The organism is Nocardia bovistercoris, assembly GCF_015674855.1.
Taxonomy (GTDB): Bacteria; Actinomycetota; Actinomycetes; order Mycobacteriales; family Mycobacteriaceae; genus Nocardia; species Nocardia bovistercoris.
This window is the reverse complement of record NZ_JADMLG010000002.1, coordinates 176,073-190,962: the sequence shown is the minus strand read 5'-3', so window position 1 is coordinate 190,962 and position 14,890 is coordinate 176,073. Positions and strand designations below refer to the sequence as shown.

The following is a 14,890-nucleotide window of genomic DNA, read 5'->3' as shown; positions in this document are numbered from 1 at the left end:
GATGCTCTTCGACATCCGCACCATCGTCGCCGGACTGCTCGGCAGCTACGGCGTCGTCCTGATCGTGATGGGCCTGGTCGACTACACCGCCGACCAGCAGGCCAAAACCGGCGACGTGAACGTCAACCTTTGGGCAGGCATCGGCATGGCCGTCGTCGCGCTGGCCTTCCTCGCGTGGGCACTGCTGCGCCCGGTGCGGGTTCCCCCGACCACCGACATCCCGAAGTCCGACGAGGACTCCGTCGAGTGACCCGCGACCCCCACCCGGCGCGCGACCGGGTGGGGACCCGCCAAACTACTTCGCGGGCGCGACGAAGGGCTGGTTGGTGGTGACGGCGTACTGGATCGCCGCGCCGATCGCGACCGGTGCGGTGATGGCGATCTGGCCGATGAGGGTGCCGATGGCGCCCACCGCCGCGATCCCACCGACGCAGCCGACGACGGCGGCGGGCACGAAGGGGCCGAACAGGCCGACGATGGTGGCCGACGCCACGGTGGCGCCCGCGATGCCGCCGAGCACACATCCGATGCCGCCGCCTGCGATGCCGCCGATGAGGGTGCCGAGGCTCGCGCCCATGCCGATGGTGCTGGTCATCCGGCTCCAGGCGGCCTGTTCGCGATCGTATTCGTTCTTCCACGGCGCCTTGTCCTCGTGCGGGAGGGCGACCGGCTTGTAGATGGCGCGATCCATGTCGAATCGCGGGGTGAGCACGGCTTCGCGACCGGAAACCGCCGCGTCGATGGGGAATTCGAATTCCTCGACGCGGAAGGTCAGCGGTGCGCCCGCGACCACGGCGCCGTCGGCTGTCTCGATCCGCAGCACGTTGTCCGCCACCACCAGCGAACCGGCGTTGATCGAGATGATCGAGGCGGTGTCGGTGGCGTGCGCGGAGAAGCCGATGCTCTGCTCCGACGCGGCCGAACCGACTCCGGCGGTCGCGGCGAGGGCGAGGGAGGTGGACGCGACAGCCAGGGCTAGCGAGCGGAACTTCATGGGGGAGTTGTCCTTTCGAAAAGTATGTGGGCGCGCGGCAGTGACCGGCGTTCGCGGTGGCGAACGGCGGCATGCCGGATCGCCGCGCCGGAATCGTCCGGCGCGGAGGTGGATTCGATTGTCAGGCGGCGGTTCTCGCGCGGGCGAGCAGGCCGAGGATCACATCGATGACGAGGAACGCGAGCAGGCTGACACCGATCAGCGGTGCGAACCAGCCGATCACCAGAGCCGCGGCGATCAGCGGCAGCGACAGCAGCGGCGAGGTCTTGCGCAGCGCACCGCGTCGCGGCGGGCGGGGGAGCGAGAACCGGGCCGCGTCGCGGGTAGGACGCCGCTGCCACCACATCCGGTAGCCGAGCACGATCACCGTGATCAGCCCGATCATCGCCGCCAACAGCAGCAGCTGATTGAGCAGGCCGAACATCAGACCCATGTGGAACTGGATGCCCCAGTTGGTCAGTTTGGCCATGAGCGGCCAGTCGGCGTAGTTCAGCTGCGCGGTCACCGCGCCGGTCGCGCCGTTCACCGCGACCGAGTCGACGGTGTAGGTGCCCGGCATCCTGCGCTGCTTCACGGTGAAGGCGGTATCGCCTTTGGGCACCGCGATTTCGACGGCGCGGGTGATTCCCGCCGATCGGGCCGCGGCGTATACCGAATCCAGTTGCCTGATGCGCGTCGCGGTGTCGGGGTTCGGCGGCGTCGCGTCCTGCCCGCCGTGATGGTCACCGCCTGCGGCGGGCGCGTCGGCATGCACTCCCGGCAACGCGGTCACCACCGTCGGTGTCGTCCAGTCGAGTTGCTTGCGCAAGTCGCCGATGTTCTCGCCCGCATAGGTGGACCAGGTCATGCCGGTCACCGAGAGCAGCAGCAGGAGCGGCAGCACCCACACGCCGATCGCGCCGTGCCAGTTCAGGTTCCGCAGCCGACCGCGCGCCGAACGGTCGGGCGCGAACAGCCTGCCGACCGAATTCCGGGTGCGCCGAGCGCGGACCCGCCGAATCCACAGCACGAGTCCGGCCAGGCCGATCGCCCACAGCCAGGAGGCGGCCAGTTCGCTGTAGAGGCGTCCGGTCTCGCCGAGATGCAGGTCACGGTGCAGGCGGTCGATCCAGGTCCGCAGCGGCAGCGCCCCGGAACTGCCGTACACCACCGATTCGCCGACCGGGCGCGCGGTATACGGATCGACGAAGACCGCGCGGCGCTCCGATTCGCCCAGCGACGGGTCGCTGAACAGCACGCGGGTGGTGTCGTCGGACTCCGGCGCGGGCGCCACGGCGACCAACGCCAGGTCGGGCCGGGTGGCGACGGCGGCGGCGACCTGTTCGGACAGCGGTCGCGCCGCCTCGCCCGGTTCGACGCTGAGCAGGTCGCGGGACACGAACTGCTCCAATGTGGGCGAGATCGCGTACAGCGCGCCCGTCACGGCCGCGATCAGGATGAACGGCGCGACGAACAGGCCCGCGTAGAAATGCAGGCGTAAAGCCAGCGCTTGGAGTCCTGATCCCGCCGAACGCTTGGACGCGGATTCGGGCGGCGGCGCCGGATCATCGGCGTCGCGAAGAATGGTTTCTGTTGTGCTCACGATCGTTTCGATTCTGAGAAATGGAATCCGGTACGTCGCCCGCGACTACGCCACGAACGCGTTGGCCTCGGTCATGAGCCGTTGCCGTCACGCGGAATTCGGGCATGCCCGCGAGTGAGCAGCTGCCGTCACGTGGAGCATCGGTTGCTCGAAGGTCATAGCCACATGCCGCGAACGGTCGGCCGCGCGCTGCACCGAGGACATCGCGAAATATTCTGCGGCGCAGTGGTTCACCCACAACGACGGCACGACGACACGCGGAACCGAAGTCCGCGCACCGGAAAAGGGAATCAGAGACGAACGAGCATCGGCGGGCCGCGCGTGCGCAGCGACTCCGCCGCGAGGATGCGCAGCACGACCCGGTCGCGGTGCGTGGTGCGCAAGGGCGCGGGTTCCGCGACGACGGGCAGGACAGTGCCCACCGGCACGACTCGCGCCAACACGGCGGTGCCGATTCGATACGCGGCCTCCGCGCCGCGGATCAGTGCGGCGGCGGCGAAGGCGGCGAGCAGGTGCGCGAAGATCATGCGCGGGGTGAGCTGGGTGTCGCCGTGGTGCAGATGACCGGAGCCGAAACCCATCGCGACGTGTCCGAGCAGTTGGCCACCGAACAGCGCGGCGACGAGACCGGCGGCGGTCTCGCGCAACGGACCGAGTCCGGTGACCACCGCGCCGACCACGGCACACACCGCGACCAGCAGCGCCACGGTGGTGCTGTCGGGCGACATCGCACCGCTCGCCCAGCCGTGCGCGGCGAGCGCGAGCGCCCCCGAGAGCGCGCCGGCCGAACCGCCGCGCAACCGCGCGACAGCGCCGCGGTCTGCCCGCGACGATCGACCGAACCCAATGCTCACCCGCTGATGATAACCGAGCTGTAACGATTACTTACCCCGGGCGAGTGGACTACCCGATATCCATCCTTCGCGGCGGGCGGATACCCACGATCTCGCCGGGACCGGGGGACAGCGCTCGACGGAGCAAACACGTCGTGTCCGAGTGGCCGCTCGGCATCGACGCCGACGAAGCGCGCGAACTGACCGAGGCCGCCACCGAGGCCGGTGTCGTCCACGCCGTCGTCCTGCAAGGACATCACTCCCCGCTGGAAGGCGGCGAACCGCACGGGCCGTGCTGTGGGTTGCGGCGCAGGTGGGCCTGCGGGCGTGCTGGGGAAGGGGCGCACCGATCCGGCAGGGCCTGTCGGGCGCAGGCCGGATCGGTGCGCACCGGGGTCAGGAGGCGTCGATTTCCATCTCGACGAGCGGCTTACGCAGCAGCTTGCCGGTCGCGTTGCGGGGCAGCTCGTCGAGGAACACCACTTCGCGGGGCACCTTGTACCTCGCCAGATTGGCCCGCACGTACTCCTTGATCTCATCCGGGTCGCGCTTGGAATCCGGGCCAGGCACCACGAAGGCGCGCAGTCGCTTGCCGAACTGCCGGTCGTCCACGCCGACGACGGCGGCTTCGAAGATGTCGTCGCGGCCCGCGATCAGGTTCTCCACCTCGAGCGGGAAGACGTTCTCGCCGCCGGAGACGATCATGTCGTCGTCGCGTCCGTCGATGTAGAGCAGGCCGTCGGCGTCGAAGTGGCCGACGTCGCCGCTGGACATCATGCCGTCCACGATCTCCTTGGTGCGCCCGTCGGTGTATCCGGTGAAGGCGAATCCGTTGTCGACGAAGATCGTGCCGGTGACATTCGGCTCGGTGATCGGCTCGCGCTTCTCGTCGAGCAGCACGATCCTGATGCCGACCGGCGCCTTGCCCGCCGTGGTCGGCGCTTTGCGCAGGTCCTCCGGCGTCGCCACCGTCATGACCGCGCACTCGGTCGACCCGTACAGGTTGTAGAGGCTGTCGTTGAACTGGTCGAGCGCGCGGGTGACCACATCGGGCGCGATGGCAGAGCCCGCGGCGAAGATCACCCGCATACTGCTCGTGTCGTACTTACCGAGCACGTCGTCGCCGAGGTCGAGGATGCGTTGCAGCATGGTCGGCACCACGACCAGCGAATCCGCTTGGTACCGCGCGATATTGGCCAGCGTCAGCTCCGGGTCGAACCGCCGCTGCTGGAAGACCACCCGATTGCCCAGCGCGAGTCCGATGGTGAACTGCGAGAGTCCGGTGCCGTGGAAGATCGGCGCGGCCATGATCATCGTGCCGTTGGTCGGCAGCGGGACCCGGTCGACGAACTGGGCCGAGGCGAAGGGACTGACCCGGTCGCGCGGCGCGCCCTTCGGCGTACCGGTGGTGCCGCTGGTGAGGATCACCATGCCGCCCGGCTTGGCGGGGGCGGGTATGGCGTCGGTGGACTGGCCCGCCGCCACCTGCTCCAGCGTTGGAATGGCCGGGTCGGCGCCGTCCTTCTCGTCCACCCAGGTCAGGATGCGGGGGATATCGTCGGGGATCGCGCTCATCAGGTCGATGAATTCGCTGTCGTGCAGGACGGCCTTGACCTTCTCACGCGCCGCGACATCGGCGAACTGCGGCTTGGCGAATCCGGTGTTCATGAGCACGGCGCGCACGCCCAATTTGCCCGTCGCGAGCAGGCTCAGCACCATGCCGCGATGGTCGCGCGCCAGCAGGGCCACGACGTCGCCCGGCTGCAGGCCGCGCGCCCGCAGGCCGCGCGCGAGCGCGCTGGATCGCTCGTTCAGCTCGCCGAAGGTCACCTCGCCGAGTTCGTCGACGATGGCCGCTGCCCCCGGCCGCGTCTGCGCGGCGTGCATGACCACACCGGCGAAGGGTCCGAATTTCACCACGTTGAAGGCCGAGCGGGCGGCCTGGTCGAGTCGCAGTGGATTGAACAGCCGCCGCTTGACCATGACGTTCACGCCCAGCGCGGCATCGGCTGCCTTGCGAGCGGTGCCCGATAGGGCGGGGAGAGACAGAGACATCGACACAACCTTCCGCGATCCACCCACGGGGGTTAGCGGTGGTGTGGACCGCAACTTCGAGATCCAGTGCTGTCGCCCACAATAGCAACCGCGAATCGCGGTAAGACGGAATCGTCGCGGTGGCGTCGTCTTCGGAGAAGTGCCAGGTCCTCAGGCGTCCACCCGGTATTCCACGAGTACTCGCCGCAGCAGTTTGCCGGTCGGATTCCGTGGCAGATCATCGAGGAACACGACCTCGCGCGGCACCTTGTAGCGAGCCAGATTCTCTTTCACGAACGACTTGATCTCCGCTCCGTCGGGAGCATGTCCCGGCTCGGGAACAATGAAGGCGCGCAACCGTTTTCCGAATTCGGCGTCGTCCACGCCGATGACCGCCGCGTCGAACACGTCGGCCCGTTCCAGCAGTAGATTCTCGACCTCCTGCGGGAATACGTTCTCACCACCGGAAACGATCATGTCGTCGTCGCGGCCGTCCACCATGAGCAGTCCGTGCTCGTCGAAATGACCGATATCGCCACTGGACATATAGCCGTCGATGATCTGCTTGTGCCTGCCGTCGGTATAGCCCTCGAAAGGCGCGCCGCTGCGCACGAATATGCGACCGGTGGCGCCGACGGCGGTGACCTGTTCGTCGTTGTCGTCGTAGAGTCGCACCTCGCAGGTCACGGGGGAGCGTCCCACCGTGCCGGGCGCTACGGCGAGTTCGTCGGGTCGCGCGACGGTCGCGATGGCGCATTCGGTGGAGCCGTAGAGGTTGTAGAGCACCGGCCCGAACACCTGCGTGGCCTTGACGCACAGCTCCGGCGACAGCGCCGAGCCCGCGAGCACGATGCACTTCAGCGAGGACACGTCGTAGCGCGCGCGGATCTCGGCGGGCAGTTCCGTCATCCGGTGCAGCATGGTCGGCACCGCGACCAGCATTTCGGCCTTGTGGTCGGCGACCATCCGCAACGTCGCCTCGGCGTCGAAACGTCGGCGCACCACCACCTTGTTGCCGATGGCCGCGCCGACCAGCCAGGTGCCGAGGCCGGTGCTGTGGAAGATCGGCGAAACGATCACTTGGGTGCCGTGGCGCGGGAACGGGATGCGGTCGACGAACTGCGCGGTGGCCAGCGGCGATGCCTTGTGACGAGGCGCGCCTTTGGGCAGGCCGGTGGTGCCGCTGGTCAGGATGATGAAGCCGCCCGGCTCGGCGGGCGCGGGCAGCGGGTCCGCGGGGTTGGCGGCGATCAGGTCGTCCAGGGTCGCTTCGCCGCCGGTGTCGGCGCCGTCGTCGACCCAGGTGAGGTAGCGCGGTAGGTCCGCGGGCAGCGCGTCGAGCAGGCCGAGGAACTCGCTGTCGTGCAGCACGGCCTTGACATTCTCGCGAGCGCACACCTCGGCGAACTGCGGTTTGGCGAAACCGGTGTTCATCAGGGCGATCTTCACGCCGAGCTTGCCCGCGGCGACCATCGAAAGGATCAGGCCGCGATGATCGCGACACAGCGCCCCGATCACGGTGCCCTCCGTGAGTCCCGCTTCTCGCAAACCGCGGGCGATCGCATTGGCCTGGCGGTCGAGTTCGCCGTAGGTGAGCTCGCCGCGCTCGTCTACCAGTGCGGGATTGTTCGGCGTGATCCGTGCGGTGTGCTGGACGAGGGTGGCCTGCGGGCCGAAGACCTTCGCTTCCCGGAGGGTCCGCACCGTCTCGAGCGGTTTGGTCGGATCGGAGATGCCGTTGTGCCGCAGCAGTCCGAGCGCTTTCACGACCTCGAGCATGTGCGCAACCTTCATATCGAACACCTCCGCGGCAACCCGCCGGGAACTCGTCCCGACGAATGTGAAACGACATAGTCCGCACACCGTAGCAGGATGTGTCGCGTATCACATTAGAAGCCGACAAAGCGGACATCGAGTCGTTGTGTTCGCTCCTCGGGCGCGCTAGCGCTGCGCGCTGGCCAGTGCGACCAGCAGCGGCACCACCCGGTTCGGCGGCACCTCGAACCGTCCGCGACCTGCGGTCTGCAACCAGCCCACCGCCGCGAGCTGACGCAGATGGTGATAGATCTGACCGGAGGTGCCGACCCCGTCCAGCTCGGCCAACTCGGCGGCCGTCCGTCGACCCGAAAGCACCGCGCGCAGCAATCGCAGACGCACCGGACTGCCCAGTGCCGCAAGGCATTCGGCCGCGCTGTCGGCGTCGTCGAGCAGCAGGTCGTCGGTGCTGAAATCCATCTGCCAGCCGTAGCGGTCGCCCGCGGGCAGATGTCCCGACCCCGCCAGCATCACGCCGCCGTTGACGATATCGGCCTCCGCGAAATCCGCGCTGATCCGCTCGATCGCCCAGTTCTCCCCGCTGGGCACGGTGCCGTCCGACTTCGGTGGCCGCACTGCCTCGAGCGCCGCGATCCGACGCTCCAGCGCCGCGACACGTCCTTCCAGATTCACGTCTACGAGATTATGGAAGTACGTACATTGTGACAATTCGAGCGTGCCCGGAGTGCGAGGTCTCCTGGGCGACGATCGAATCACCGTTCTACCCTTGAGTATTCGGACGCCGATCGAGACCGGCGGATGCGGGCACTATGGTGCACCCATGCGTATCCCGGCCTTGGCGGCACTTGTTCTACTGACCTGTCTCACCGCAGCCTGTTCATCGGCGCCCGACCACACCTCGCACGAAGCCCCGACTTCCACCGCAGCCGTGGTCGGTGCGGCCACCACCTCGGCCGCGGCGGCGGTGAAACCCGCGCCGGGCAACAGCGCCGCGCTGGGTGAGGTGTCGAGCTGGGTCGACTCGGGAACCCAGGTCGACAGCGCGAAGTTCGCCTCGGCGAGCACCGAGGACGGCACATCGAGCACCCTCGTCGACGGCGACCGCGCCTTCAGTAGCCCCACCGGGAAGATCAAATGCATCACCGACGGCCACGAGGGGCGCCACAGTCTGGTCTGCTTGGTCGACCTGAAGAACCCGCCCGCGAAACCATCGGGCCCGCAGGGCAACTGGGTCGGCGGCTGGGTCGAGTACGAAGGCCAGGTCCTGACCGTAGGCGGCCTGCACGGCGATCCCGGCCCCTTCGTCCGCGGCTACGGTGAACAACTCGCCTACGGTTCGCGCATCACCGTGCACGGCACGAAATGCCGCATGGACAGCGCGGGCCTGTTCTGCGTGAACTCCCAGGCGGGCACAGGTTTCCGAGCCAGCGACGCGGGCATCGTCCCCTTCGGCTGCCTGTCCGAAGAAGCGACGCCGCGCGAGGTGAACGCGGGCGAGTACTACACCTGCTGATCGACCCACGCCGCGGCAGACATGCGAAACCCACCGCCGCGGCGAGTTCCTCCGACGTGCGGTAGTGCTTGCATCGGGGCTCACGAAGGTTCCAAAGCGCACGGTTCCCGTTGTGCTACAACATGTTTCAATTACTCGACCGCACTGTGATCACGTAGAGTGATGGCACCTCCTCCCGAGGGGCGATGGATCGAAGGTCCAGACATCGCGCCCAGGGAGGAGGTGGTGGGGATGGCGAAACATCGCCGGAAAAAGAGCAAGGCTCCGGTCGACTACGGCACTCTGCTCATAGGCAGTGCCGCAATCGCCGGAGCGCTCCTGTTGGTCCGCCGAGTTTGGCGGGCTAGCTAGCCCAACCTGGTGTGGTGCCGTTAGAGCGGCACCACACCCTCGGCGTCACTTACGTGACGCACACATAGTAACAAGTCGCGGCGCTCACGTCACCGCAGTGCGAGCATCGGTGCATATGTGACGGCCTCGACTGGTCGTCCGCGCAGATGTCGACGGTCGCAACATCTTTCGAACGATCCGGAGAGGATCGGTGCGGTCGAGGACTCGACTCGCACAGATCCCGTGTCCGACCTACTTCAGCTCGGCGCTGGTGAGTCCGAGAACCCGCCGGGCGACGATCAGTTGTTGGATCTGCTGCGTGCCCTCGAAGAGGTCGAGGATCTTGCAGATGGTTTCGGGCGAACTGGCGAACACGCTCGAAAAGTGGCTTTGAACTGCGAGGCAAGTACTTCCTGGTTCTTGCCGGTTCTGGGCCGTTTCGAACGGTTGACGGCCCGAATACGGCCCAGATGGGCGACAACACGTACGTGTTCGCACATTGCCGGGCGCAGGCGCACCTGACACGATGGTAGGGCGAATCGATCCGATGCGCTTGAATCGGGTAGACCGCCACCGTAAGCTGGTGCAGCTACTTGGGGGAAGACTGGATACGGTGATGAATCAGGCCATTATCGCTCTTCTTGGCGCTGCAATCGGCTCAGCGTCTGCTATCGCTGGAAGTGTAATAACTAACATCGTTGCAATCCGAAACGAAAATTCACGGCAAAAGGAAAGCCGCCACGCAGCATATGTCGCCGCACTCCGAAAAGAAGCGGCGACCGCCTTTAGTGAAATATATGCTGAGTTCAGTGCGATAGAGCAGATCTGCTGGTTCGCCAAGAATATTCCAGTCGAAGTCAATTCCGATATGGTCAGACGCTACTATGCAGCGATTGAAGCAACGGACCCGCGGATGATGGCGGCGCTCGCCACTGTGGCTGGCCTAAATGTGCCTCTCCACGACGAGTTGCGTCCGATCTCTCGTGCTCTTCAACGTCTTGACGATGAAGTTGGTGAAGCGCTCCGGATGCTTCCGACTGACCGCGATCTAGCAATTAGTTCTCTGGCTGCATGTCATGCAAACCTTGTTGAACTCGACGAGCTCATACCTAAAAAGATCGCCGAAGTTATGCGCACAGCTGAGCGATCGATCGAAGGTCAATAGCTGGAGCCCTAATGTCCGGGCCGTTTTGAATTCTTTCTACCTCTCGGCGTCGTCTTTTCCTTGCTTCCAGCCCTGTGTTCGTGCGGGTCTCTCCTCGGTGGTCAAGTGCTCGACAGAGGGCATCTGCCGTTGTCATCTGTTTGAACCGGCCTTCTGCTCCGGAGGTAAGCTCGGGCTGGTTTCCGGGATTTCCAGGTGGGTGGTGAAGTCTCGTCACTTGGCGATTCAGTATCCGACTGTTCGGCACTGTCCGGGCGGGTTGTGTCATCCACGTGCCAAATGGCCTCGCGGGCTGCTGACTTCATCCCGGCAGCTTCCCTCGGTGTGGGGAGGATGTATCAGTGCGTGAACTGTCTGACAATCCGGTCGAAGAGCGGCCTCTAGGCGGCTCCGGTGACTCCCTTCCCCTGGCTTCCTCGTCCTGGCCATCCCTGAGCGGAGGGAGGTCGTGTCAAGGGCGTTCTTTCCCTTGATTCGGCCGAGTGAGGTCAGACAATCGGGCCATGAGGAGGCAGGGGACCACGCAACCACGTCTGTCGATACCGCCGGATTCTTTCAGCCGGGTGTATAGGCACCTGCTGCCATCGAGCAATGAGCGGGCGCGGTGGGCTGTGGACGACGCGTTCCCGGCCTGGGTGGTCGATGACGGCCCAACAGCGGCCCAGAAAGAGCCGAGCGTGTGAGCGTCCAGACGGAGACCGGAAATCCGGTGCCAGTCGACGATCCGAGCGGCACCGGATTACCGTTGTCCGACAGACTATTTCAGTTCGGCGCTGGTGAGTCCGAGAACCCGCCGGGCGACGATCAGTTGTTGGATCTGCTGCGTGCCCTCGAAGATGTCGAGGATCTTGGAGTCGCGGCCCCATTTTTCCAGCAGGGTGTGTTGGGAGTAGCCGATGGTGCCCGCGAGTTCGACGGCCTTGAGGGTGACGTCGGTGCCCGTGCGGCCCGCTTTGGCCTTCGACATCGAGGCTTCCAGGGAGTTGGGTTTCTTGTTGTCGGCCATCCAGGCGGCGCGCAGGGCCAGCAGGTAGGCCGCTTCGTAATCGGCTTCCATGCGCAGGAATTCGGCGGCGGCGGCGTGCTGGTTGTTGGGCGGGGTGTCGTAGGAGATCTCGACGCCTGCGTCGGCGAGGATGGTGCGCAATTCCTCGAGGGCGGCGCGGGTGACGCCGATGGCCATGGCGGCGACGAGGGGGCGGGTGTTGTCGAAGGTCTGCATGACCCCGGCGAAACCCTTCTCCACGTTGACTTCCGGGCTGCCGAGGATGTTGTCGGCGGGGATGCGGCAGTCCTGCAACAGCAGCACGGCGGTGTCGGAGGCTTTGATGCCGAGTTTGTGCTCGAGGCGGGCCACCGAGAGGCCGGGGGCGTCGCGCGGCACGACGAAGGATTTGATGGCGGCGCGACCGAGGCTCCTGTCGACCGAGGCCCACACCACGATGTGGGTGGCGCGCTGACCGGCGGTGACGAAGATCTTCTCGCCGTTGAGCACCCATTCGTCGCCGTCGCGCACGGCGGTGGTGGTGACGGCGGCGGAGTCGGAGCCGAAGGACGGTTCGGTGATGGCCATCGCGGCCCACACCTTGCCGAAGCGCGCGAGCTGTTCGTCGGTGGCGACCGCGGCTATGGCGGCGTTGCCGAGTCCCTGGTAGGGGATCGACAGCATGAGTCCGACGTCGCCCCAAGAGGTTTCGAGCGCGTTCAGCAGCGCGGACATATTGCCGCCGTTGCTGTTGCCGAGCAGTTCGGTGGCGTGGGTGTCCTTTTCGCCGTCGCCGGAGCGACCGCCCGCAGCGCCGCCGATCTTCTGGGTGCCCGAATCGTTGAGGCCCTCGACCATGGCGGCCATGGTGTCGAGTTCGACGGGGTATTCGTGTTCGGCGAGATCGTATTTGCGCGAGACGGGGCGGAAGATCTCCTTGGCGACCTGATGCGCCTGGTTCGCGCTGGCCCGCAGCTTCTTGGGGAGTTCGAGGTTGATCATGGAAGGTCTCCTGAAAGGTGGAGCAGGTCTCCTGAAAGGTGGAACGGGCCGGTCAGATGAGGACGACGCCTTCGGCGACGCCGATGGCGCGCAGGTCGCGGTACCAGCGCTCGACCGGGTGTTCCTTGGTGAAGCCGTGGCCGCCGAGCAGCTGCACGCCGTCCAAGCCGATCTGCATGCCCTTGTCGGTGGCGAGCTTGCGGGCGAGGGCGGCCTCGCGGGCGAAGGACAGGCCCTGTTCGGCGCGGGCGGCGCCGCGCAGGGTGACCAGGCGCAGGCCGTCGAGTTCGATGGCGATATTGGCGACCATGAACGCCACCGCCTGGCGGTGCGAGACCGGCTCGCCGAAGGCCTCGCGCTCGTTCACGTACGGGATCACGTAGTCGAGCACGGCCTGTCCGGTGCCCGCGGCCAGCGAGGCCCAGCCGAGGCGGGCCAGCCGCACGGCGTCGGCGTAGTCGGCCGCGCGGGTGGCGGCGTCACCGTCGCCGAGGATCGCGTCGCCGCCGACCGCGACGTCGTTGAGGTGCAGCCTGCCGAGTCCGGCGGCGCGCAGACCCATGCTCGGGTCGGCTTCGACCACGAGACCGGGCGCGTCGGATTCGACGATGAACAGCGCGGGACGGCCGTCGAGTTCGGCGGCCACGATGAAGAGTTCGGCGTCGGCCGCGGCGGGGACCAGGCTCTTGACGCCGTTGAGGCGGTAGCCGCTCGGGGCGCGGGTGGCCTTGGTGCGCAGCGCGAACGGGTCGAACAGGGCGCGCGGTTCGGCGATCACCACCGAGGACTGCGGCACGTTCTCGCCGGTGTAGGCGGGCAGGTAGGTCTGCTGCTGTGCGTCGCTGCCCCACTGGGACAGGGCGACGGCGACGCCGCTCGGCGCGAGTATCGGCAGCGCGAGACCCATGTCGCCGTGCGCGAGCGCTTCGGCGACCATCGAGTTGGTGACCGCGCCGCGTTCGGCGGCCGCGCCTTCGAGTTCCTCGGGCACGTTGATGAGGGTGATGCCGAGTTCGGCGGCGCGCTCGAGGAGGTCGCGCGGGGCCTTGGCGGCGTTGTCGGCCTCGTAGGCGGCCGGGCGCAGGATCTCGGCGGCGAATTCACGCACCGTCTCGGTGATCATCTGCTGTTCGTCGGACGGGGTGATGTCGAAGAGGTCTTTCTTCTTCGACTCGTTGTCGGACAGCCGCTTGGGTTGCCCGCCGCCCGCGACCTTGGCGAAGGCGCGGGTGGCGGCGCCGAGGGTGCGGAAGCCGGTCCGCGTGCCTTCGTAGGTGGCGCGCTCGATCGGTTTGCGCAGGTTGTACTTCTCGGCGAGTTCCGAGCCGGTGATCGTGGTCATGACCCGCATCGCGGTGCCCATCCAGTCCCGCTTGGGCTGGTAGAGGCCGACAGCGCTCTCGTGGCTGCGGCCGTTGCCTTGACGTCGCGTCGTTGCGCTGTCTCGAGTGCTCATCATCACCTGTTTTCTCGGGTGGGTCGGGTGCGGCTGCCCCAGCTATCTTACTCCTCGGTAAGTCTATCTTACTCTAGAGTAAGAAGAGCGTCGACCCGTCTGGAACGGATTCGATACCGGATAGTCGCGGAGCGTTCGGTACACATCTGGAACGGTGCGTATTCCGCTGTCGCACCGCCGGTTTCCATTCGGCGAAATCTAGTCGCAATTAGTGAAAAGAATCCACTTCAGAATGTCCGATTCTCCGCTACCGTGTCGACACCCCGTTCACCTCGTCCACGAAGGTTCCGACCATGAAACGTCTCATCGTCCTCGCTGCGGCGGCGGCATCGATAGGACTCGGCGCCGCGCCGTCGATCGCCGACCCCGGCCCACCGCCGCGACCCGTCGATTTCGACCCCGGCGGCCCGGTCATCGACCTCGGCTCCGCCCTGCCCGTCCTGAACTTCGGCTCGGGCGAGGCGGGCACCGGCATCGACCTCGGCTCCGGCGTCTTCGAGATCGGCACCGGCTCGGCCTCCGGTTCCGGCACCGGTTCGGCACGTCCCCCGAGCCTGTCGGGCTAGCGAGACCGGCGGCCGTCGCGCGATGAAGGGGCGACGGCCGCCGGTTTGTTATGTTGTGCCGCATGGGGACAGGGATGGGGAATGGACGGCACGCCGGGTCCGCCCGCCGAGGTCGACCTCACACCCGCCGACCCGCGCGGCCGGTGACCGACCCCGCCCCGATGCGCCGCGCCACCGACGCCGACGCCGACGCCATCGCCGGACTGCGCGACCGGCTGGCGCACTGGATGGTGGACAACGGCATCGCCCAGTGGCTGCCCGGTGAGTATCCGGCCGCCACCGTCGCCGCCGAGATTTCGCGTGGCGAATGGTTCGTCTGGCGGGACGAGAGCGCGTTGATCGGGGCGGTGCGACTGATCTGGAGCGATCCCGAATTCTGGGGCGCCGACGACGCGGCCGCCGGATATGTGCACGGCCTGATGGTCGCCCTGGAACGGCGCGGCGGTGCGTTGGGGGAGCGAATCCTGCGTTTCTGCGCCGAGCGGACACGTGCGAACGGACTGCGCCGACAGCGACTCGACACCGCCGCAGGCAACCAGGTGCTCAGGAAGTATTACGCCACACAGGGTTTCCGCGAAGTGCGGGAAGCACGGCTGCCACCGCAATTCCACGGCACCGACCGGGTCGTGCTCATGGAGAAATCGCTCTGAACTC

14 protein-coding genes are annotated in these 14,890 nt (G+C 66.8%); 5 read left to right on the top strand and 9 right to left on the bottom strand.

Going from position 1 to position 14,890, the window contains the following annotated elements:
* Position 1 precedes the first annotated feature (1 nt).
* A complete protein-coding gene (locus tag IT779_RS04900) occupies positions 2-250 on the top strand; it encodes a hypothetical protein (protein ID WP_196147980.1) in 249 nt (82 codons plus the stop codon).
* Positions 251-295: 45 nt separating this feature from the next.
* Here IT779_RS04900 and IT779_RS04895 read toward each other — a convergent pair whose 3' ends face one another.
* From IT779_RS04895 to IT779_RS04870, 6 genes are all read right to left on the bottom strand, one after another.
* Entirely contained in the window at positions 296-994 is a 699-nt protein-coding gene (locus tag IT779_RS04895) for a hypothetical protein (protein ID WP_196147979.1), read from the bottom strand.
* A 121-nt stretch (positions 995-1,115) separates the two neighbouring features.
* The gene (locus IT779_RS04890; protein ID WP_332838658.1) at positions 1,116-2,576 is read right to left on the bottom strand and encodes a PepSY-associated TM helix domain-containing protein; all 1,461 of its coding nucleotides are present in this window, start codon (positions 2,574-2,576) and stop codon (positions 1,116-1,118) included.
* A 290-nt stretch (positions 2,577-2,866) separates the two neighbouring features.
* Positions 2,867-3,430, bottom strand: a complete 564-nt coding sequence (locus tag IT779_RS04885; RefSeq protein ID WP_332838657.1) for a hypothetical protein — start codon at positions 3,428-3,430, stop codon at positions 2,867-2,869.
* A 375-nt stretch (positions 3,431-3,805) separates the two neighbouring features.
* Complete coding sequence (locus IT779_RS04880; protein WP_196147978.1) at positions 3,806-5,464, bottom strand: acyl-CoA synthetase; 1,659 nt, start codon at positions 5,462-5,464, stop codon at positions 3,806-3,808.
* Between the two features lie 150 nt (positions 5,465-5,614).
* Positions 5,615-7,237 (bottom strand): acyl-CoA synthetase, encoded by a 1,623-nt coding sequence (locus tag IT779_RS04875; protein WP_196147977.1) that lies wholly within the window; start codon positions 7,235-7,237, stop codon positions 5,615-5,617.
* Positions 7,238-7,384: 147 nt separating this feature from the next.
* Positions 7,385-7,891 (bottom strand): winged helix-turn-helix domain-containing protein, encoded by a 507-nt coding sequence (locus tag IT779_RS04870; RefSeq protein ID WP_196147976.1) that lies wholly within the window; start codon positions 7,889-7,891, stop codon positions 7,385-7,387.
* 148 nt (positions 7,892-8,039) lie between these two features.
* On the opposite strand from IT779_RS04870, the gene IT779_RS04865 reads away from it, so the two are divergent.
* Positions 8,040-8,732, top strand: a complete 693-nt coding sequence (locus IT779_RS04865) for a hypothetical protein (RefSeq protein ID WP_196147975.1) — start codon at positions 8,040-8,042, stop codon at positions 8,730-8,732.
* Between the two features lie 582 nt (positions 8,733-9,314).
* Here IT779_RS04865 and IT779_RS38435 read toward each other — a convergent pair.
* Positions 9,315-9,437 (bottom strand): hypothetical protein, encoded by a 123-nt coding sequence (locus IT779_RS38435; protein ID WP_269781536.1) that lies wholly within the window; start codon positions 9,435-9,437, stop codon positions 9,315-9,317.
* Positions 9,438-9,645: 208 nt separating this feature from the next.
* Between IT779_RS38435 and IT779_RS04860 the strand changes: the two genes are divergently transcribed.
* Positions 9,646-10,227 carry a hypothetical protein gene (locus IT779_RS04860; protein WP_196147974.1) on the top strand — a complete coding sequence of 194 codons (582 nt, stop codon included), beginning with the start codon at positions 9,646-9,648 and terminating at the stop codon, positions 10,225-10,227.
* 757 nt (positions 10,228-10,984) lie between these two features.
* On the opposite strand, the gene IT779_RS04855 is transcribed toward IT779_RS04860, so the two are convergent.
* Positions 10,985-12,214: an acyl-CoA dehydrogenase family protein gene (locus IT779_RS04855; protein WP_196147973.1), complete on the bottom strand. Its 1,230-nt coding sequence runs from the start codon at positions 12,212-12,214 to the stop codon at positions 10,985-10,987.
* Positions 12,215-12,266: 52 nt separating this feature from the next.
* A complete protein-coding gene (locus IT779_RS04850) occupies positions 12,267-13,673 on the bottom strand; it encodes an acyl-CoA dehydrogenase family protein (protein ID WP_196147972.1) in 1,407 nt (468 codons plus the stop codon).
* Positions 13,674-13,963: 290 nt separating this feature from the next.
* On the opposite strand from IT779_RS04850, the gene IT779_RS04845 reads away from it, so the two are divergent.
* Complete coding sequence (locus IT779_RS04845) at positions 13,964-14,236, top strand: hypothetical protein (RefSeq protein ID WP_196147971.1); 273 nt, start codon at positions 13,964-13,966, stop codon at positions 14,234-14,236.
* A gap of 143 nt (positions 14,237-14,379) precedes the next feature.
* Positions 14,380-14,886, top strand: coding sequence for a GNAT family N-acetyltransferase (locus IT779_RS04840; RefSeq protein WP_332838656.1), 507 nt, complete (start codon positions 14,380-14,382; stop codon positions 14,884-14,886).
* The last annotated feature ends 4 nt before the right edge of the window (positions 14,887-14,890 follow it).